Annotated in this window: 13 protein-coding genes and 1 pseudogene; 8 read left to right on the top strand and 6 right to left on the bottom strand. The window is 66.2% G+C overall.

Features of this window, described 5'->3' with window-relative positions; translation table 11 throughout:
* Positions 1–6: 6 nt before the first annotated feature.
* The 4 genes and pseudogenes from ABT130_RS30460 to ABT130_RS30445 all read left to right on the top strand — a co-directional run bounded on the left by ABT130_RS30460 (position 7) and on the right by ABT130_RS30445 (position 2,863).
* Entirely contained in the window at positions 7–1,056 is a 1,050-nt protein-coding gene (locus ABT130_RS30460) for a hypothetical protein (RefSeq protein ID WP_350961090.1), read from the top strand.
* 22 nt (positions 1,057–1,078) lie between these two features.
* A complete protein-coding gene (locus ABT130_RS30455; protein ID WP_350961088.1) occupies positions 1,079–1,474 on the top strand; it encodes an NsdA family TPR-like regulatory protein in 396 nt (131 codons plus the stop codon).
* 58 nt (positions 1,475–1,532) lie between these two features.
* Positions 1,533–1,898, top strand: a pseudogene (locus ABT130_RS30450) (NsdA family TPR-like regulatory protein); the annotation flags it as partial.
* A 620-nt stretch (positions 1,899–2,518) separates the two neighbouring features.
* Entirely contained in the window at positions 2,519–2,863 is a 345-nt protein-coding gene (locus tag ABT130_RS30445; RefSeq protein ID WP_350961084.1) for a hypothetical protein, read from the top strand.
* Positions 2,864–3,226: 363 nt separating this feature from the next.
* Here ABT130_RS30445 and ABT130_RS30440 read toward each other — a convergent pair whose 3' ends face one another.
* Together ABT130_RS30440 and ABT130_RS30435 are read right to left on the bottom strand one after the other, a co-directional pair.
* Positions 3,227–3,700, bottom strand: coding sequence for a hypothetical protein (locus tag ABT130_RS30440; RefSeq protein ID WP_350961081.1), 474 nt, complete (start codon positions 3,698–3,700; stop codon positions 3,227–3,229).
* Positions 3,701–4,092: 392 nt separating this feature from the next.
* Positions 4,093–11,175 carry an RHS repeat-associated core domain-containing protein gene (locus ABT130_RS30435; protein WP_350961078.1) on the bottom strand — a complete coding sequence of 2,361 codons (7,083 nt, stop codon included), beginning with the start codon at positions 11,173–11,175 and terminating at the stop codon, positions 4,093–4,095.
* On the opposite strand from ABT130_RS30435, the gene ABT130_RS30430 reads away from it, so the two are divergent.
* Both ABT130_RS30430 and ABT130_RS30425 read left to right on the top strand, forming a co-directional pair.
* Positions 11,168–11,458, top strand: a complete 291-nt coding sequence (locus ABT130_RS30430) for a hypothetical protein (RefSeq protein ID WP_350961075.1) — start codon at positions 11,168–11,170, stop codon at positions 11,456–11,458. The genes ABT130_RS30435 and ABT130_RS30430 overlap by 8 nt on opposite strands.
* Positions 11,459–12,195: 737 nt before the next feature.
* On the top strand, positions 12,196–12,666 hold the full coding sequence (locus ABT130_RS30425) for a flavin reductase family protein (protein WP_350961072.1): 471 nt from the start codon (positions 12,196–12,198) through the stop codon (positions 12,664–12,666).
* Between the two features lie 163 nt (positions 12,667–12,829).
* On the opposite strand, the gene sppA is transcribed toward ABT130_RS30425, so the two are convergent.
* On the bottom strand, positions 12,830–14,530 hold the full coding sequence (gene sppA, locus ABT130_RS30420; RefSeq protein WP_350961070.1) for a signal peptide peptidase SppA: 1,701 nt from the start codon (positions 14,528–14,530) through the stop codon (positions 12,830–12,832).
* Positions 14,531–14,810: 280 nt separating this feature from the next.
* Here sppA and ABT130_RS30415 point away from each other — a divergent pair, with 280 nt between their 5' ends.
* Positions 14,811–15,131: an ArsR/SmtB family transcription factor gene (locus ABT130_RS30415; RefSeq protein ID WP_350961067.1), complete on the top strand. Its 321-nt coding sequence runs from the start codon at positions 14,811–14,813 to the stop codon at positions 15,129–15,131.
* Positions 15,128–15,478 carry a VOC family protein gene (locus tag ABT130_RS30410; protein ID WP_350961065.1) on the top strand — a complete coding sequence of 117 codons (351 nt, stop codon included), beginning with the start codon at positions 15,128–15,130 and terminating at the stop codon, positions 15,476–15,478. Before ABT130_RS30415 ends, ABT130_RS30410 begins: the two co-directional genes overlap by 4 nt.
* A gap of 198 nt (positions 15,479–15,676) precedes the next feature.
* On the opposite strand, the gene ABT130_RS30405 is transcribed toward ABT130_RS30410, so the two are convergent.
* The 3 genes from ABT130_RS30405 to ABT130_RS30395 all read right to left on the bottom strand — a co-directional run bounded on the left by ABT130_RS30405 (position 15,677) and on the right by ABT130_RS30395 (position 20,645).
* On the bottom strand, positions 15,677–16,633 hold the full coding sequence (locus ABT130_RS30405) for a hypothetical protein (protein WP_350961063.1): 957 nt from the start codon (positions 16,631–16,633) through the stop codon (positions 15,677–15,679).
* A gap of 264 nt (positions 16,634–16,897) precedes the next feature.
* Positions 16,898–18,145: an outer membrane protein assembly factor BamB family protein gene (locus ABT130_RS30400; protein ID WP_350961060.1), complete on the bottom strand. Its 1,248-nt coding sequence runs from the start codon at positions 18,143–18,145 to the stop codon at positions 16,898–16,900.
* Between the two features lie 394 nt (positions 18,146–18,539).
* On the bottom strand, positions 18,540–20,645 hold the full coding sequence (locus tag ABT130_RS30395; RefSeq protein WP_350961058.1) for a S8 family peptidase: 2,106 nt from the start codon (positions 20,643–20,645) through the stop codon (positions 18,540–18,542).
* Between the last annotated feature and the right edge of the window lie 113 nt (positions 20,646–20,758).

Here is a 20,758-nt window from a genome sequence, read left to right as displayed (position 1 = left end):
CGGCCGATGACCATGATGCCAGAGGGGTGCCGTCCGGCCGACGGCGCGACCCGGCCGGTGCTGGTGGCGGCCCCAGCGCCGGTACGGACACCGGGCCCGGGATCCACCTGGGGGCTGGAGGACCTCGACCACGCCGCCGCAGACAAGGACCGGGCGGCCGCGCCGACGGCGATCCGCGGCAACGTCCTGGCCGTGGCCACCGGCCCGGCAGCGTTGCTCGCGGTGTTCTACACCGCACGCAACGCCGACACCGCCCGATGCACCTTCCAGCTCGGCGAGCGCGGCCACGACACCGACCGCTTCAGCAAGGCGGTCGAGCACCTCGGCCTGACCTACCTGGCAGCCGACTCGGTGGTCTACAACCTCGGCTACGCGGACCTCTCCCTGACCACCACCAATCGGGTCCGCTGGGCCGGGGAGCAGGCGGGCGGCCCCTACCACGAGGCCGTGTACACCTACCTGCAGGTACGCGGCCTGTGGGCCAGCACGTCGTGGAACGACGCGCTCACCGTGCTCGACTCGGCCCGCGCGAGCATCGAGGATGAGTACGTCGAAGGCCAACCGGAGGCGCTGGCCGTCTGGGGTGGGCTGCAGCTGTGCGCCGCGATCACCGCGGCCCGCAAGAACGACGCCGCCGAGGCGTGGTCGCGACACCGGCTCGCGGGTGAGGCGGTCACCCGGCTCGGACCTCGCCAGCGCACCAACTACTACGAGCTGTGCACCAGCCAGACCAACGTCGACATCCACGGGGTCGCCGTCGCGGTCGAACTCGGTGACGGCCCCCAGGCCGTGAGCCGGGGAAAGACGGTCCGGCTCCCGAAGGGCCTGCAGGCCAACCGCGTCGGATGCCACCATCTCGACTATGCCCGAGGCCTGCTCTGGTGCGGCCACCGCGAGGCCGCCACGGCCGAACTGGAACACGCGGAGAGGGCGGCTCCCCTCCTCATCCGCGACCACCCCATGGCCCGCCAAGCCGTACGAACCCTGCTGGACCTTGAGCGCTACAACTACCGAGAACGCATCCGCCGCCTCGGCGTCCGCATGCACATCCTTTGAAACGTCCGCCCTCCGGTGTTCCGTGAACCTGGGAATCGAAGAATTGGAGGCGACCGTCACGGTCGCCAGAGAGGCCGCCTACAGCGAGGACGTGGGACACCGACTCCTGAAAGCCATGGGAGAGCTCTGCCAGCTCGCGGGATGGGTGACCTCCGACGCGGGACTGTATGGTCGCGCCCGGACTTACTACATCAAAGGCATCCAAGCCGCGCATGTCGCCGGGGATGAGCCGACGGCGGCCAATCTGCTGTCCTCGTTGAGCTATCAGATGGCCAACGTGGGTGATCCCAGGGAGGCGGCCATGATGGCCCGTACGGCGGTCAAGGGCGCTGAGCGATCAAGCACCCCGCACCCGCGCTCTGCTGCTGGAACGAGTGGCCTGGGCACACGCCAAGGCGGGAGATTTAGTGATCACTGAACGGGCGCTCGGCAAGGTTGATCAGGTGTTCGGGTTGCACTGAGAGGGCGATGAGGACCCGAAGTGGGTCTACTGGCTGGAGCGAGGTGAGGTCGACGTGATGGCCGGCCGGTGCTTCACCGAGCTCGGCCGCCCGCTCAGGGCCGAACCGTTGCTCACCCAGGGCATCGACACCTACGACGCCACGCACGCGCGGGAGATCTCCCTCTACCTGAGCTGGCTCGCCGACGCCTATGCCCAGGCCCGCGAGATCGAACGGGCCACCGAGGCCGCCTCGAAGTCACTGAACCTGGCGGTCAAGGTCAACTCAGCCCGCGTCACCGACCGCATAGAAACCATCCGAACCCACCTCCGCCCCTTCGCGGACACCGCAGCGGTCCGAAAATTCGAAGACCTCTACCAATCAACGATAGACACAATTTGAAACCGAGACTATGACTCTGACGCAGAGTCGAAAACGTGGAGTAAATCTCCTCTACGCTTTCTTGGGCAAGAACGGGAACCTTGACTTTGAACAAGAAGGTCCTCGTTGATGTTAATGTTGATATGCATTCACAATCAGGAGCGCCTCTTGCTTTCCTGATTTTCTGATCGCATCTCTGATCTCTTCTGGATGTGTTTCCATGTTCAAGGGTTTGAATGCATTAATATTTAGGTGCGCGCCTTCCCGTATAATCGATCCCATCACCACTCATTCGGAGTCTTTCTGCTCATTGGTCATCCATCGACGTTTATGCAGGGGGTTACTTATTTTGTCGAGCGCGTGTAGCGCATTGGCACTTCCGAAATGTATTTCTTCTTTCCATTCCATGGCCCCAGCATGTTGGTCGAAGACGCCGGCGCGCACTACGTGCTCATCGTCAAGCACAACCAGAGCGCGCTCTTGCCGGCCGCGATGGGGCCCGCCTGAGCGCTGGCACCGACGCCGATCACGAACATGCGGGCACCGGCCACACCGAGACCGACCGGGGACACGGTCGCAGTGAGCGCCGTACCGTCCGCACCGCACCGGCCGACGGCCTCGACTTCCCTCGCGCCGCCCAGGTGATACGCATTGTCCGTCATGTCGGCGATCTGGCCGGCTCCGGTGTCAGTAAGGAAGTGGTGCACGTCATCACCAGCCTGCCCGCCGACTTGGCGGGACCCGCGCATCTGGGCTGCTACATCCGCTCGCACTGGAGCGTGGAGACCCGGTCGCATTACGTGCGAGACGTTACCTTCGGCGAAGACGCCAGCCGGATCCGCACCGGGGCGTTACCGCAGGTGATGACGGCCTGCAGAAACCTCACCACCGGCGCGTTCCGCCAGAAAGGGCACGCCAACATGGCCCATGCCCGGAGATATTACCGCAATGACGCCCACCGCTTGCTCACCCTGTTCCAGCTATGAACGCAAATCCCTCACAAGCGAGCACATCTTCAACATGCCGGGGCCTTGGGGGCGGGGTGGCCGCGACTGATAGAGATCAACGCGGTTTGGGCCCCGTGACAGCGTTCGTTACCAGTATCCCTGCATGGCATAGCCAGTCGTGGAGAGCGGTGATCTCATCGGCTACATGAAGCCCCAAGCTAGTCCCGTTTTCCGCACGTGCCACATCGTTGCAGGTCAGTAGCTATATCTGATCCAGTGCAGCGGGTAATCACCCCAGGTCAATCGGGGGCGCGTACGGAATACAGGACTAGTCAGCGGCGAACTCGAACGGGAGGTCCTTGGTTAAACAAGGAAGAGCGGCGTTGGTGACCTGGCTGGGTCTCAGCAGGGCCAGGTAGAGGCACTTACTATGTAGGTGCCCTTTGGCTCCGGGCTGAACCAGACATCGAGAGTGATCTCTGTGCCCTCGACCTCTTTGACGATGCATCCCAGCTCTTTAGTGGAGTGCTCAGCGGGGGTGATCTTCCAGCCGTTGCGCTGGGCAAGGTCCCGATAGAAGGATTCGATGGCCTTGGACGAGCTGTGCTGCTCTGGCGGGCGGTAGGAACGGCTGATGGTGGGATAGTGGTCGTCGGTGTCGCCGCATTCATGGTCGCGCTCTCCGACCGGGACAGCGCCAGTTGGGGCGGCATCCAGGACGTCGAGCGGCGTCAAGGCCGCTTCGACACGGTCGTACAGCTCGTCGCAGATCCTGCGATGCTCCCAGATCTCGGAGATCAAAGGAGCGGCGGCAATACCGGCTACTACGAGAAAAGCCACGGCCACCATCAGTAGCCAGCGAAGCACCCTTTTCATGATCAAAACCATAGCGGCCTCAACGACCTTACGAAACGAACTTCGAGTTCTTTTTAGTTTGGACAGCTGGTGAAGAAGGACAAGCTGAGGTGAGATAAGTCTCCGGTGAGACAGCAATCGACACGCTGACCGGCGCTGAGTGTCGGTTAGCGCCAGCTGGGGCTAATAGGGTGTAGACGGCACGGTTCACGCGCTGTTCAAGCGTTGCCAGCAGATCTGTCGAGCGGTCGGTGGTCCGCCACCGCATTCACACCCGCGTGTGCGCGGTGGGCGAACGCGCCGTCGCAAACTATAAGCCATTTTTATCTTGTAGACCATCGGAGTCAATTGCTGCTTGGTATGAAAAACCTCATTTATTTTCTCCATATCTGTCGTGAAGTGTTCTCCGTGAACTACCTGCTCGGATAGGGGGCCACATATTTACAATTCACTTTTTGTGCTTCTTTTGAGGCGGGAAAACTGAAGCTTCTGCCGCACATTTGAACCATTCCAGCCACAAATGCTTTTTGCATGAAGGCCTCGTTCGCTTTTTGCATGCATCCACCCAAAAGGTCTTGTGCGCCAGGGCCATAATAGCGGGAGCTGCATTTGTTGTATTCGGCATTCCGGGTGCCGAGAGTCCCTTTGTTTTGCTCGTAGTACTTGACGGCTAGATCGTTTATTGCTCGGTCGAACTGGCTGTCCAGGGCGCGCTTATTCCACTCCTTGACGGCATCGTCATATTCTTTGGTCCCCTTTTTGTATTTATGGGGAGGGGTGAGGTCGGAAAATGCAAAACTTTCATGCATTTCTGCAACTTTTTTTGCTACGTCGCAGCCGAGACTCCAGCATGTCATGGCCATGCCAACGAAGTGTCTCAGAACATTTCTTGCCCAACCTTTGGACGTCTTGCCGTCAAAGTCTTTTATGCGTTCATTGACAAACTCGTCGGCCATTTCTGAAATGTTTTTTACTTCCGAGCAAACTTTAAGAGTGAATTCGGCCCGACAGGCTTCGAGCTCATTTTTGAATTTTACTGCACTGTCAGGGGCTGGGCTTAGTGACATGCCTGTACGGAAAGCCCCTCCATTTGCTTTTTTAGAGTTGGATGACTTTATTTTTTTCCACAGGGATTTGAGAGTCTTCTCGTCATCCACAAAATCGGTGAAAACCTCGTAGAGGTCCCGCTCCTCTTTGGTTGTCTTCCAAAAGTCGCTCGGTGCCGGATTTCCGTTAGTCGTGTATCCAATTCGTCGCGCCTCGTCATCTGAGAGCCCGGGATTCCATGGCTTCACGTCGGAGAGTCCGTCGCTTCTGTATATACCTGAGCCGTCGCCACCCCACGCGTTGTACGGCTGTCCCGGCTTTGGCCAGTTAATTTTCGTAATATCAAAACTTTTGGAGGAGAGTTTGTCGATGTGGGCGCTCATGTACGCGTTCATGTCGAAGGACTGCCAGCTGGAGCTACCAGTTGTGCCGGTGATGGAGCTCGCGTTGTTGAGCTGGATGGAGCTGTGTCCGGTGGGATCGCTGTGGGTGAGGGGGCTCGCGTTGGCGTAGGTGTAGCGGTTGGCCTGGATGGAGGGGTTGGGGTTGAGGGTGGCGGTGTCGCGGGAGGTGAAGGCGCCGGTGCCGGGCTGGTACCAGCGGGCGTTCATGTTGACCTTGCCGGTGTCCGGGTCGGTGTACTCGCCCTGGTAACCGAGGGCGCGCTGGGTGCCCGAGCGGTGGGTGACCTTGCCGAAGGGGTCGTAGGCGGTCGAGTCGACCAGGGCGGTGCCGGAGAAGGTCCCGACCAGGTCGCCGTGCAGGTCGGTCATGGTTCCGAGGACGGGGCCGGCACCTTCCTGGAGGCTGAGCAGGCCGCCGAAGGGGTCGCGGCCGTACTTGGCCTGCAGGGCGCCCGCGCCGTCGGTGGTGGCGACGAGGTCGTTGCTCAGACCGGAGTAGGTGAAGCGTTGCTGGTCGGCGGCCTTGGTACGCGACGTCATCCGGCCCAGGGCGTCGTAGCCGTAGGTGGCGTCTCCGTCGTTGACGAGCCGGTCGAAGGCGTCGAAGACGAGGTTGCGGGTGACGCCGGCCTTGGTCTCGGTGGCGGTGGTGCCGCGCGGGGTGTAGGTGTAGTCGGTTCCGGCGCCGGAGGTCAGCCGGTTGCGCTGGTCGTAGACGAAGGTGTCGGTTCCGGCCTTGGTGCGGTTACCGGAGGCATCCCACTCGTAGTCGGTGACGGCACCGCCGGGGGCGGTCCAGGAGGTCAGGCGTCCGGCGCGGTCGTAGCCATAGGTGTTGGTGCCCGCTCCCGCGGTGCCGGTGGTGGTCTTGGTGGTGAGGAGATCGTCCTTGTCCCACCCGTAGACGATCTTCGACAGCTCGGTGCCGGAGCTGTTCTTCACCGAGTGCGAGGTGAGCCGGTCGACGGCGTCGTAGTCGTAGGTTTCGGTGTTGACCGGGCTGGCGGAGGTCTTGGTTTTGAGCCGGTCGGCGTTGTCGTAGCCGTAGGTCCAGGTGCGGCCGGTGACCGGGTCGCTCGCGGTCTTGAGCCGGTCCGCGTCGTCCCAGGTGTAGTTCGCCGTCCCGGCCGGGTCGACGCGCTGGGTGGGGTTGCCCACGGCGTCGTAGGCGTAGGCGGCGACCTGGTTGGTGGCCTTGGAGACCTTGGTCAGCAGGCTGCGGTCGTTGTATTCGAGGGTGTAGTCGCCGATCGCGGTGACCCGGCCCGCTGCGTCGTAGGTGAAGCTCCGCGTCGGGGTGGTCACCGAGGCGCCGCTGCCACTCTGCTCCACCACCTGGCCCAGGGGATCGAAGGTACGGTCGATGCGCACCCCGCCGGGCTGCAGGGTGGAGATGGAGTTGCCCGAGGCGTCGTAGACGCTGGTCCAGGTCCGGTCGGCGGCATTGGGGTAGGCCGTGGTGGCCGGTTCGATGACCGACTCGACCAGGCCGAGACTGTTGTAGCTGGTCCAGGTCGCGTTGCCTCGGCCGTCGGTGGTGCGGGTGCGTGCCCCGGTGGCGTCGTAGCCGAACGTCGAGGTGATCGACGTGCCTGCGGAGACCGGTTCGATCAGTGAGGTCATCCGGCCCAGTGCGTCGAACTGCCGCTGGGTGACGTGCCCTTCGCCGGAGGTGGTGCTGGTCGGGTTGCCGGCCGGGTCGTAGCCGAAGCCGAGGGTGCGGACGACGCTTCCGGTGCTGGTGAGGTCCTTGGCTGCGATCTTGCGTCCGGCGAGGTCGTATTCGACCTCGGTGGCGTTGCCCAGCGCGTCGGTCACCTTGGTCTCCCTGCCCAGCAGGTCGTAGGAGACGGCGGAGGCGTGGGTGAGCGGGTCGGTTACGGTTTTGACCTGCCCGGCGGCATTGACCGTGTAGCTGGTGGTCTTGTTACCCGGTGCGACGCTCTTGGTGAGGTTGCCCGCGGTGTCGTAGGTCAGCGCGGTGGTGTGCGCGGCGGTGGTGGGCCTGCGCTCGATCTGGGTTTGGGTGATCTTCCGGCCCAGATCGTCGTAGGTGGCCTCGGTACGTGCCCCGGTGGGGTCGATGGCCGCGAGTTGCTCGCCCAGCAGGTCATATTCCGCCACTCGGGTGCCGCCGGGTCCCGAGGGGCCAGGTTCGGTGACCTTGACTGGGCGGCCCAGCGCGTCGTAGACGGTGGAGGTGACGTAATTGCGCGGGTCGGTGACCTTGATCTGGCGGCCCGCCGCGTCGTAGTCGAAGCTGACCTTGGGGATGACGGAGCTGCCACCCGGCGGGGTGTAGGACGGGGCGACCGCTGAGGTGAGACGTCCGGCCTTGTCGAAGGTCGAGGTGAGCGTTCTGCCCTCGGCGTCGACCGTGTGGGTCGCCAGCCCGACGCTGTTGTAGCCGTACTTCAGCGTGGGCCGTCCATCGGCGGCGGACCCGTTCTTTTCGATCTTCACCTGGGGGGCCTTCGACTCCACGAGCCGACCGGCGAGGTCGTAGCGCATCGTGGTGGTGAAGTCGGCGGGCGTGGCGCCGGAGGCGTTGCCGCGTGGGTCCGTGGTCGCGGTCAGCAGGCCGCGGTCGTCGTAGGTGCTGGTGGTGACCAGGTCGTCGGCGCCGTTCTCCACGGTCTGGCGGGTCATCTGGTTCAGCGAGTTGTAGGTGTAAACCGTGGACTCGGTGCGGGTGGTGCCCGCGCCGGTGGAGGTCTTCTGAGTGACGTTTCCGACCGCGTCGTACTCGAAAGCGGTCTTGCGCTTGAGGTCGGCCGGGTCGAACGTGGTGGAGGTGAGGCGGCCGGCGGCATCGTAGACGTAGTCGGTGGTCGCCTTCCCACCGCCGGTGACCTGCTTGGTGAGATTGCCGGCCGCGTCGTAGGTGTTGGCCTCCAGCACCACGTCGGCCGGGGTGGTGGAGCCGTTCAACCTGACGTCGTCACCGATCACCTCCGACAGGCGGTTGTCGGTGAAGTAGGTGTAGGCCGTCTTGCGGCCCATCGCGTCGACCTGACCGGCCAGTCGGCCAGCGGGGTCGTAGGAGCGCGACTCCAGCACCACATCCTGTGGAGCCTGCGGGTTGACCGGGCTCCCGGTCCAGTTCTTGATCGTGGTGGATGTCGGCTCGCCGCGCTTGGTGTAGGCGTAAGTGAGAACGGTGCCCAGTGGATCGGTCGTTGAGACCTGGGCGCCGGTGGCATCCCAGGCCGAGCGCACCACGCCGCCCTCCGGATCGGTGACCGTCTCCACCCGGCCCTTGGCGTCGTAGGTGTAGGTGGTCGTACGGGCGGGATCGCCGCCGGTCAGGTCGGCCACGGTGGTGGTGAGCCTGTTGCCGTCGGCGTCGTAGGTCAGCGTGGTCTTGGCGGTGTGGGTGACGTCGGTGACCTCGTTCTTCACCCCGGGCTCGGTCCGGGTGAGCAGGCGCCCGAGGTTGTCGTAGGTGAACGTCGTGGTGACCCCGGCAGGGTGAGCCTCCGACACCTGGGTGCTGGAGATCACCCGGCCCAGCGCGTCATAGGCGAACTGGGCCTTCAGCCCCGACGGGCTGGTCTGCTCGGCCAGGTCCCCGGCGGCGGTGTAGCGGTAGGTCGTCTCGTTGTTCTTGGGGTCCTTGGCCGACTTGCGCAGGCCCGCCGGGGTGGTGCCACCGCCGACGGCGGGTTCGGTGCCGTCGGTGTAGGTGAAGGTGGTCGAGCGGCCGCTGGGGAAGTCCGAGGTGGCCGGGGGCGTCACCTTCGCCACGTCACCAAGAGTGGTGTACTCGGTCGTGGTGGCGTAGGTGTTGTCGGTGGTGCTGGCCGAGCGTGCGTCCCGCGACACGGTGAGCTGGTCGTTGCGCGGGTCGAACTCATCAGCGGTGTTGCGGTAGAACGTCTGACGGGTCGTCTGACAGCTTGTCGCCTCACGGCAGGTCTTGACGGCGGTGACGTTGCCGCGGGCGTCGTTGACCTGCTCGGTGAAGTTGTTGTTCGGGTCGGTGACCTTGGCGAGGAATCCGCCGGTGTCGTACTCGTACTTGGTGATCTTGCCCAGTTGGTCGGTCCGGCTGACCGGGCGGTAGCCGCGCCGGGCGTCGTGCGTATAGCCGATGGTGTTGTTGTTCGGGTCGGTCACCGTGACCGTCGTCAGGCCGCCGGTGTCGGCGTGGACCGGCTCGCCGAGTTTCCAGGTGCCGCCGTGCTGGTCGACGTGGGTGGCGACCCGGTCGTTGGCCGGGTTGTAGGTGTTGGACATCCACACCCGCCCGGACGGCAGGGTGATCTTGTTCAGTTTGAAGGGCGCTTCGGCTCGGGCGGCGTAGTGGGCGCTGACCTGGGTGGCCGTCAGTGCCCGGTCGTAGACGGCAACCTCGTCGATGAGACCCTTGAAGCCGAACTCCGCGGGGTTGGAACGGCCCGCCGGGGAGCCGGGCAGCCGCGAGTCGGTGCTGCCGCTGCCGATGACGGTGGAGGCCATCCAGTCGATGTACTCCACTCCCACATTGGCCGAGCCCGCGGCGGCGCCGTCGATGTACAGCTTGGTGACGCCGCCGGTGGAGGTGATCACTGCGTGGTGCCACTGGCCGTCGTTGACCGCCTGGGGTGAGGTGACCGGGGTGTAGGGATCCCCTTCGAACGACGCCCTCAGCTGCCCGCGCAGCTTGCCGTCGACCCCGACGTAGAGGCCCGGGACCCCGTTGAAGGAGGAGGAAGGGGTCCATGTGTTGAATCCGCCCGACCAGAAGATGAAGCCCGAGTCGCTGGTCTTGAACCACGACTCGACCGACACGCTCTTGCCCATCTTCGGAAACAGGCCCCAGTGCTGGATGCCGGAGGAGGTGCCGCTGCCCTGGAAGTTGGCCGATGCGTTCGTGGTGCCGGTCAACGCGCCGGGCTTGCCGCTTTGCACTCCGGTCTTGAAGTAGGCGCAGCCACTCTGGCCCGTCTCGTCGGGAAAGCAGGTGTAGGGGCCGCCCTCAGGGTCGTTGCCGGAGCGGACCTCGCCCATCCGCCAGTAGCCCAGCGGCCGGTCATCGAGCACGCTCGCCCGGTAGCGGGAACCGGTCGCGTAGTCGTAGACGGTGCAGTTGGGAGCCGCCGTCGGCGAGCAGGCCTGGCTGAGGCGCTGCCCGTCATAGGCGTAGGACCAGGTGAGGGGTTGTCCGTTGACCGGGTCGGTGGCCACGGCCGTGACGTGCTCGCCGGTCCAGGTGAAGGTCAGCGACCGGCCGCCGGCCGCGGTGACCTTCGTCAGTTTGCCGCCCGCGTCGTAGAGCAGGTCCTGGGCACGGCCACGCTTGTCGGTCAGCTTGGTCAGGCGCCCTTGGGCATCGAAGGTGTAGGAGAACGATGACTTGTCCATCAGCCGCCAGCCGCCGCCCTCGGCCGCGGCCAGCGTGACATGGACGCCGGGCGGGGGCTGGAAGAAGACCGGGCTGCCCGCGGCGCCGGATTTTTCGGCGAAACGGAGCTTGCGGCCATCAGGGTAGGTGACCAGCAGGGTCTGCGGGGTGCCTCCCTCGGGCTGGATCTTCATGTCGAAGCGGGTCGACCAGCCGGGCCCGAACATTCCGTCCACCCGGGAGTCCAGGCTGTTGTATGAGCGCGTCACTGACAGGGGCGGCCCTGAGGTGGAGACCGAGGCGTCGGTGAAGGTGGTGGTGTAGTTGCCGGCGAGCTGGTGGAACTCCTGACCGTTGACGCCCCGGTCGGCCAGATGGGAACCGGCCAGGGGTTGGCGGACGCCGGTGACGAAGGTCAGGTTCGACAGGGTGCCGGTCTCCTGGGTGCCGGTGTCGCGGACCGTCACCTCCCAGACGTAGCGTTTGCCCCACGCCAACTTGCCCGCCGGCACCGTCCACGCCGGGCTGATCCAGGAGCGCCACCCCGACAGCGTGCACGTGCCCGTGGTGCCGTTGTCCAGCAGTTGGCAGATCTTGTACTGGTACTCCACCGAGCCGCTGCCGATCCCGGTGTTGTAGCCGTAGGCGTTCAGCTCCGGGGTGAGGGTGTCCACCTGAGATTGATCATCGGGGGAGTAGGCCACCACCCACATGCTCATCAAGGACAGCGTGTTGCGAGCCTCCGGTACGAGAACTCCCGACCCGGCTCTGTTCGACGACGACTGGACGATCTTCTTCTCGGCCGGTTTGAAGTCCCTGACATCAACCGATGAACCGCCCTCCAGTGACCGCAATGTCCCCGAAGGCTTCTTCTCGCCTTTGCCGCCGTCATCGGGTGGGGAATCTCCGGTCACGGTCGTCGCCGTGGCCGCGGAATCAACCAGCGATGGAAATCCCGCCGCAGAGCCGGTCAACTGCTCGGGCGTATCGGGAAAGCCCTGAAAAAGTGCGGGCGGCTGCACTTTGGCGGCCACCGGAACCGCCTGGAACAGCAACAGGCCCGGGGTCACGGCCGCGGTGGCGGAAACCGCTATCCAGGTTCGTACGCCCGCCGAAAACGTCCACGACAAACTCCGGCGCATACGCCGTCATCCTCCGAACACGTCAGCGCGAGAACGAGCGTCCCCGCGTTACCCCAGCCCGTCATGGAAACCGGACGAGGCCGGAGCTGACGGTTCAGAGTGCATTAGGTGCAAGCAAACGATCAGAAATTACATATGGATCACTTAAGTCCGCAAGATCTACATAAGGAACAAATAAAGGACGTGATGGTCAGGTTTGGGAAGATGAGATATCGAACATGTGAGTGAGCTGTGACGCATAGTCGTGAAGCGACGAGACAAAAACGACGACGCAGAGAGAAGATGTGATCACCTTTGGTCGTCTCGTGCGGTTCGCCGGAGAGAGGTTTTCCTAAAAGACCAGCTCATGCCTGGTAAGAGGCGGCGGCATTCATGAGGAACAGCGGCTAAGACCTGGTTTCGGACATCCGCTGATGATGAGGGCATCGCTCCGTCGGTGACCGGGTGCGATGGGGAGATCCTGGCCGGAAGCGGTCATGATCGAACCCGTCCGGTGCCGTCGCTGTCCTGCCTGGCGAAACCCTGATCGGTCCCGCGCGACCACGGCCTTGCCGGGCGGATGCTCCGCCTCCGCCCGGCTCCGGGATGATGGGCGCCATGAACGAGTTCGTCGAGTCCATGGCCCAGGTGGTGACCGGGGTGACGGTCGTCACGGTGAAGGACGAGCGGGACGATGTGGGGGTCACGGTCGGCACGTTCACCTCGATCTCGCTGGACCCGCCGCTGGTGATGGTGAGCCTGGACAACGCCGGATATCTCAACGAGCTGCTGCTCCGGCACGACCGCTGGGCCGCCAGCGTGCTGTCGGCCGGGCAGAAGACGGTCGCCAGCCGGTTCGCCACCGCGGGCCGTCCCGGTGCCAGGCTGCTGCTCGCGGGCATGCCGCATCACCGGGGTGAGCTGAGCGGGGCCCTCATCGTGGACGGCGGCGTCACCGCGCTGGAGGCCGAGACGGTCAAGGTCGTCCCGGCCGGGGACCACACGCTCTTCATCGCCAAGGTTCTCGGGATCGACTACGTCAACGCGTCCGTTCCACCGCTGGCCCGCTACCGGAGCCGCTACCGCTGAGCTACCGGACCGCCGCTCGCCCTCTCCGTGTGGGAGAAGGGCAGCCCGAACAGGAGAGGGCTCGGTGACGAAAGCCGCCCGATCCGCTCGCCCTTTCCATACGGAAAAAGCCGCCGCGCCGGACATCTCATCCGAACGCGGCGGCTCTCTCAGTGAAGGGCTGTCAGCGGATCGTCCACGAGCCCGGCAGGATGAGCGGCCCGTACGAGGGCAGGCCCAGCTCGCCCGCGAGATGGGCGAGGGGGCCCCATGCCTCCACGCGGACCTGGGCCAGCGCGGCGGCCTTGTCCTCGCTGGACTCCGCGGGGCGCAGCCGCTCCAGCGGGTTGAGCCTGGGGTAGGCGCGCACCGGGGCGTCGGCGGGCAGGCCGGCCTTCCTGCGGGCCACGGCCAGGGCGTCCTCCAGACCGCCGAGCTCGTCGACGAGCCCGTTCTCCAGGGCGTCGGCCCCGGTCCAGACCCGGCCCTTGGCCAGCTCGTGGGCGCGCTCGCGGGTCAGGCCACGGCCCTCGGCGACCTTGTTCACGAAGTCGTCGTAGACCCGGTCGAGCCAGGCGTTGATCCGCGCCCACTGCGCCTCGGAGAAGGCGTTCGTGGGGGAGAACATCCCGGAGTTGGCACCCTCGCCGACGGTCTCCGAGGTGACGCCGATCTTCTCCAGCAGGCCGCCGATGACCGCCTTGCCGCCGAACACGCCGATGGAGCCGGTGAGCGTGCCCGGCTGGGCCACGATGACGTCGGCGGCCATCGAGACCATGTATCCGCCGGAGGCGGCCAGGTCGCCCATCGAGATCACGATGGGCTTGCCGGCCTTGCGGGTGAGCACCACCTCGCGCCAGATGGCGTCGGAGGCCACGTACGAGCCGCCAGGGCTGTCGACCCGGAAGACGACCGCCTTGACGTTGTCATCACGGCGGGCGGCGCGTAGTGCGGCGCAGACGGTGTCGGAGCCCATCGCGCCGCCACCGCCCATCGGGCTGCGGCCGCTGCGGCCGAGCCGGATCGCGCCGTTGCCGCGGACCAGCGCGACGGCCTGCTCGCCCGGGTGCGGGAGCTTCTTCGCGGTCAGCGCCTTGGCGTAGCGGCCGACGTACAGCAGCAGCGCGTTGTCGCCGACCTCCTGCTTGACCTCGTCGTAGACCTCGTCGCGGTAGGCCATCCGGTCGACGAGCCCGGCGTCGACGGCCTCGGCGCCGATGAACGGGCCCTGGTCGATCAGCTCGCGTACCCTGGCGGGCTCCAGCCCGCGCCCCTCGGCGACGCCCGCCACGACCTGCTCGGTGACCGACTCGGTGATGCGGCCCATCGACTCGCGGTGGGCGTCGGTCATGTGGTCCTGGGTGAAGGTGTTGGCGGCCGTCTTGTACTCGTGCCGCTGGCCGAGCTGGTACTCGACGCCGAGCTTGCCGAGCGCGCCCCGCAGGAAGCGCTGCTCCATCGCGATGCCGGTGAGCCCGACGTCGCCGGACGGCTGGAGGTAGACCCGCTCGAACGCGCTGGCCAGATAGTAGGGAACGGTGCCCCCGCCGAACTCGCCGAAGCTCTCGGCGAACGCGACGGTCAGCTTGCCTGAGGCCCGGAAGAGGGCGACGGCCTGGCGGAGCTCCTGGACGGCCGCGAGCCCCGGTGACTGGACGCCGATCTTGACGATCAGGGCCTTGACCCGGTCGTCCTTCCTGGCACGCTTGAGCCCGGCCAGTACGTCGGCCAGGCTCGTCTTGCGCATTGCGAGGATGGCGCCCAGCGGATCCGCCGGGGCGCCGTCGGTCAGGCCCTCGGTGAGGTCGAGTTCAAGGACCAGCGGAGCGGTACGCCGCTGCTTGAACCGGTCGACGGTATCGATGATCACCTTGGTCGCGTCCATGCCCTTCACCCTAAGCGACACATACCGGGCTTATGCGGATCGGCGTAGGTTCGCCGACTTTCCGGGGAGGCGGGGCGGGGGTCACCGGTGTCCTGCTTTCACCGGCCCCGCCGGGTGTTCGCCTGCCTGCCGGGGACGCGGTGGGTGGTCCCTCATCGGCGGTGCCGGGGTTGTGTGGTGTGGTGAGGTTCACCTGCCCGCCGGGTACGCGGTCCCTGCCTCACGTCGGGGGTGATCGATCATTTGCTATTTCGGATTAATCCGAAATAGCATCGCCGTCGTGATTGAGCCGGATGATCTCGACGAACTCCTGCGCGCCGTGGCCGGCAGACACCGTCGGCGCATCCTCTTCGAGGTCTGGGAGCGTGAGCGTGGTGCGGGAGAACTGGCCGACCGGCTCGGCCTGGCCCCGGCCAGCGTTTCGGAGCACCTGAAGGTGCTGCGCAAGACCGGCTTGGTCACGATGAGAGTCAACCGGACGTATCGGCTCTACCGGGCCTGCCCTGCACGGCTTCACCAGCTTGCCGATCTGCTCGTGCGGGCTTTTCCGGCCGTCGTCCGAGCCCAGGACAGCGAAGAGACCCAGGAGGACACGACATGAACGAGCAGACTGTGCGCCCGGCGAACGCGGTGGCGCATTTCGACATCGGCGGCCCGGACGACGCGGGCCTGCACCGCTTCTACGGTGATCTGCTGGACTGGCAGATCAACCGCAAGGGGCCGGGATATGCGCTGGTGCAGACACCCGGCGGGCTGGGCGGGGCGATCGTTGAAACCGAACAGGCCGGTGTCACCCTGGGCGTGGTGGTCCCGGACCTTGAGCAGGCGGTCCGCCGCGCGGCCGAACTGGGCGGCACGGTCACCATGCCGCCGACCGACAACGGCTGGGTGGTCAAGGCGCAGGTCAAGGACCCGGCCGGCAACGTCCTCACCCTCATCCAGGCGTGAGCGCCGCCACCGCAGCGCGCGGCACCGCAAGGCGCGCGTCGGGGAAGCCGGCCCGCAGGACCTCCACGACCGTGCTCAGCTCAAGTCGAGCGAGCTGAGCACCCGGCCGGGAAACCGCCGGATTCCACCGCGACGCCCTGTCGGCTTGCGGCGCGCTCGCGGTTACGCGCCGCAAGGTGTACGTCGGGCTGCGTTCGATCAGGATTCGGGTGGGCCGTCGGTGGGTCTCGGGGCGACGGCCTTCAGCGGCTGTGGTGTGACCACGAGCCTGACCACTCCTTCGCTTTGCGGCTGTGCCGCCCACACGAGCCAGTCCGAGCCGACGGCGTCCGCGGCGATGGGCTCGTACGACAGGTGGAAGCGGCCCTTCTTCCCGTCGATCCAGTTGACCGTCGAAGCGTCGGGATCGGACTTCACCATCTGGTAGACGACCTGCAGGTCACGCTTGCGTACCTGCCCGAGCACCTCGGCCACCGTACGATCGTCCAACTCCACGCCCTCGAGCATCTCGCCCTTGGCGGTGGCAGAGGCTGCCGCCTGGTAGCGCTCACCGGGCTCCGCCGGCCTGCCCAGCTGAGTTCGTACCTCTTCCTCGAACCCGACAGGAACCCGAAACGCCAGGTGGCAACCTGCCTCGCCGATCTCGCAGCCGACGGGTTCGCGGCCACCCTCGAACGTTCCCGTCGACTTGGCGCCGTCTAGGCTCTCCGTCAGGAGCAGGTCTCCAACGAAGGTCGGCGAGACAGGCACGAGCTGCAACTCGACCTTCAGCCCGACAGCACTGAACGCCTCGGTGTATCTCTCATGCTCAGCGAGTGGATCCTTGATCCGGGCCACCCACTGTCCGCCCTCCTGCTTGATATCGATGGCCGAGCTGGCATAGGACGTGGCGCTGCCCGTGCCATCCGTCACCAGGCTCGGGCCGACCACGGCGGCCGTCACGAGACCCGCCGTCACCACCGCACCGATGACCAGCCGCCGCGCCGCCCCCACGGGCGCGGCACTGGATGACGGAAGCGACCCCAGCCATGCTCGACGAGATCGCCGCGTCTTGTACGGCTCCCCCGGCTGCCAGCCGATGGCCATGGCCAGCTCGTCGGGATCCCGCAAGGGGATCTGCGCTCTCATCTTCTCCAGCAGTTCACTGTCGTTCATCAGCGATTCCCCCCAGCGCGTTTCGAACCTTGGTGCGGGCCCGGTTCAATGTCTGCTGCCTACACCGACTACTAGCCCGACGTGGCACCAAAGGTTCACGTTGAAGTCACGCTGTCCCCGTGCTCCCCAAGCACGACGATTCATTGCTCAGCCAGTCCCCGAGAAGGCGATGAGGTGCTCGGTCACCGCCATCACCGGCTCCTGCATGGATGTGCTGCGGCAGGCCGACGTCGCCGGTTGGCGGACAGAAACGGCTGGTCGGCCTTATCCCGTCGTCGCTCTCACGGCATGTACCGTGCCGCCGGTGGTGGAGATGTACACGACGCCGTCGGCCACCACCGGCCTGTGGATACTGCCGTCGGTTTCATAGGTCCAGCGTTCGGTGCCGGTCGCCGCGTCCAGGGCGTGCACCCTGTTCTCCTCGTCATCGTCGAGATACACCACACCGTCGGCCACCACCGGATCGGAGGAGAAGTCGCCGTTGGAAACCTCGTAGGTCCAGCGTTCGGTGCCGGTCACCGCGTCCAGGGCGTACATCCTTTTCTCGGCTTTGCGGGCATATACGGCATATACCACGCCGTCGGCCACTATCACGCCGGAGCAGGGGATGCCGCGAATTTCAGAGGTCCAGCGTTGCTCGCCGGTCGCCGCGTCCAGGGCATACACATTGTCATCGCCGAAGTACACGACCCCTCCGGCCACCACCGGACTGAAGGTGACGTCGACGAGGCTGCGGTTTCTGGAGGCCCAGCGGTGCTTGCCGGTGGCCGCGTCCAGGGCGTACACCCTGCCGATATCGTCACTGAAGTACACGGCATCGCCGGTTACCACCGGGCCGGAGTCGACCTCCTCGCCCTTATTGGTTTCGTAGGTCCAGCGGTGCTTGCCGGTGGCCGCGTCCAGGGCATGCACCCTGCCGACATCGTCGCCGAAGTACACGGCATCGCCAGCCACCACCCGCCTGGAGGTGATGTCGACGAGGTCGTGGTTTTTGTAGGCCCAGCGTTGCTTGCCGGTGGCCGCGTCCAGGGCGTACACCCTGCCGGCATCGTCATTGAAGTACACGGCGTCGCCGGTTACCACCGGGCTGAGGTCGACTTTGGCGCGGTTACGGGTGTCATAGGTCCAGCGCTGCTCGCCGGTCGTCGTGTCCAGGGCGTACATCCTGCCGTCATTGGTGGTGTATACGACATCTCCGGCCACCACCGGTTCGGAGTATTCGTTTGAGGGAACTCTGGGAAGTTTGTGGGTCCAGCGTTGCTTGCCGGTCGCCGCGTCCAGGGCGTACATCCTGTCCTCGTCGGCCTCGCCGCCGAGGACGTACACCACACCGTCGGCCACCGCCGGCGCGGAGGTCCTGTAGCCGACGTTGTAGGTCCAGGAGGGGATTATGGTCACGGTCGCCGTCACTGCCCGCCATACGAACCCTGAGACGACAACCAATACGCCGATCGTCAGTCCTGTGACCGCCCGCTGCCATCTGCTCCACTGACGCCGGCTCACGCTCTTCATCTCCCAGACTTCACCACTATCTCTCCTCAGGGGGGCTCACATGCCCGGGGCCGACTTTTGGTGTCGCGCCCGGCGCGAAGGCCCCGAATGACGCTAGAGGCGGGCACTGGAGACCGGCTTGGAGATCACTGGGACGGTCATGTTCGCCACCTGCCCGGTGCGCATGGCCCGTGCGCAGGTGATCGCGCCGAAGCGGGCAGACGGCGACCGGGCGGCCCGCGCCGCGGCCGTGGGGGCCGGGCGGGAGCCGGTACGGCCTACGAGAGTCCGGCGAACAGTTCGCGTTCATCTCCCGGACCCGCGCGGCCGAAGCAGCCCGCCTGGCGAGAAGAGTCGCCGGCCCCTCGTCCCTCCTCTGCCCTGAGGAGTTTGGCCACGTCTGAGGAGCGACGCACTAGGCGGCCCGGCGGGCGTTCACCTGCTTCTTGAGCAGCGAGGTGGACGCGGCGGGAGTGGTGCCCTTCAGGTGCTGCTTCTCCACCGAGGTGAGGACCGTCTTCAGCGTCGCCGTCTCCTTGATCTTCGCGGTGAAGTTCACCCCGCCGTTCGCCCAGTTCAGCCAGGCGGCCAGCAGCTCGCTCTCCAGCTTGGCCTTCGACGTCTTCTTCGCGGGTTTGAGCACCTTGTACGCGGTGCCCAGAGTGGAGGCGCGGGTGACCTCGGAGAAGACCTTGCTGGCCTTGCTCACCAGGCCGAGGTAGCAGCCGAGCGTCGCGTCCGGGATCGTCCCCTTGCCCCGGCTGATCTCCGTCGCCCACTGCGCGGTGGTCAGCGTCTTCGTGGACTTGCCGCGCGTGCACACCGTGGGGGCCGCCGTCGAGGGAGTTGTCGGGGGGACGGTCACCGTCACCGTCACCGTCACCGTCGGCAGCGGGATCGGCGTCGGCACCGGATCGGCCGGGGTGGGCGATGGGGAGGGACCCGAGCTCGGCTCAGGGCTGGTTTCCGGGTCGGGCTCCTCGGACGGGTCCTCCGGGGAATCGGGGGAGTCGGGGGGAGGGGTCTGGGTGATGGGGTCGCCGGGGGCGCCCCCGGCGATCGCGGCGTTCAGGTCGAGGCGGGGGGTGGTCACGCTGCCGTAGGTGATCTGCCGGCCCGCGGTCTTCAGCGCGGCCTCCAGCGCGTCCGGGGTGCCCGGTGCCTTCTGGGCCATCAGCGCCAGGGCACCGGTGACGAACGGGGTGGACATCGAGGTGCCGCTGTAGACCTGGTGGCCGCCGCCCGGCACCGCGGAGTCGATCTCCAGGCCGGGGGCGAAGAGGTCGAGCACGGAGCCGTAGTTGGACCAGTAGGGGATGTTGTCGTCGTCACCCGTCGCGCCCACGGTCACCGCGCCGGAGAGGCAGCCGGGAGCTCCGGCGCCGGACACGCCCTCGTTCCCGGCGGCGGCCACCACGGCCACGCCCTTGGCGCGAAGGTCGTCGATCCTGCTCTTCAACGACGCCACCTCGGGCTCGGTGTCGCACGCACTCTCGTAGAGGCCGCCGCCGAGGCTGAGGTTCACCGCGGCGACGTTCCTACCGCCCTCCTTGAGCTTCGCGATGTGCTCCAGGGCGAGCAGGATGGTGGACTCGAACGCGCTCAGGCAGGCCCCGCCCGCCTCGTCGCAGTCATTGAACCTGCTGAAGACCTGGATCGCCACGATGTCCGCGTCGGGGGCGACGGCGTGGGCGATGCCCGCCACGTGGGTGCCGTGGTCGCAGAGGTTGACCTGCTCGTGGACGCAGGCGGGGGTCTCGGCGTCGGCGGATCCGGGGTCGCTCGTCTGCCCGTTCGGGCACAGGGACTGCGCGCCCTCGTCCGTCGCGGAGAAGCAGGCCTGCTCCACGACCTTGCCCCCGAAGTCGGGGTGGTCGGCGTCGATCCCGGTGTCGATGATCGCGATCGTCTGGCCCTCCCCCTTGATCCCGGCGGCGTGCGCCTTGTCCGCGCCGATCACCTGCAGGCTGGAGGCCAGCGAGCCCAGCGAACCCAGTGAGGCGGGGGAGTAGGTGCGGTCGCGGCGGATGGACAGGACGCGCGGGTCCTCGGCCAGCTTGGCGAGTGACTCGCCGCTGCCCTCGACCACGATGAACGAGGTGTCGGAGGGTTCGAGGACGACCTGGGCATCGGGTAGCCGCTCCGCCTCCCCGGCCACCGGCGCCGCCTCCTCGGGGGCCGCCAGTTCGACGATCACCCGGGTCCCGTCGCTCTCCGAGGCGAGCCCCGCCTCCAGCTTCGGCTGAGGTTCGCCGTCACCGGGCTGGGACTCGCCGTCACCGGGCTGGGACTCGCCGTCGCCGGGCTGGGACTCGCCGTCGCCGGGCTGGGACTCGCCGTCGCCGGGTGGGGTCTCGCCGTCGGCGGGCGGGGCCGGTACGTCGGCGGGCGCGGTCTCATCCGGGCCGGGGGACGGACTCGCGGAGGCGCTCGGGGGAGCCGGGGGGCTCTCGGCGAGGGCGGGTACCGCAGGTGCGATGGTGAGAACCAACGCCATGGCCACCAGGGCTCGAACTCGCACACGTCCTCCGGGGGGATCAAAGGGCGTTTCGGAGTCTAAGCAGCGATATGCGCCGAGTGAATACTTTGCCCCGGATTTTGAGGATCTTCTCAGAAACTGCTCGACCCCCCGCG

It is taken from the genome of Streptosporangium sp. NPDC001681 (genome assembly GCF_040298085.1).
Taxonomy (GTDB): Bacteria; Actinomycetota; Actinomycetes; order Streptosporangiales; family Streptosporangiaceae; genus Streptosporangium.
Note: the sequence above shows the minus strand (reverse complement) of the source record. Positions and strands in the feature narration are given on the sequence as shown.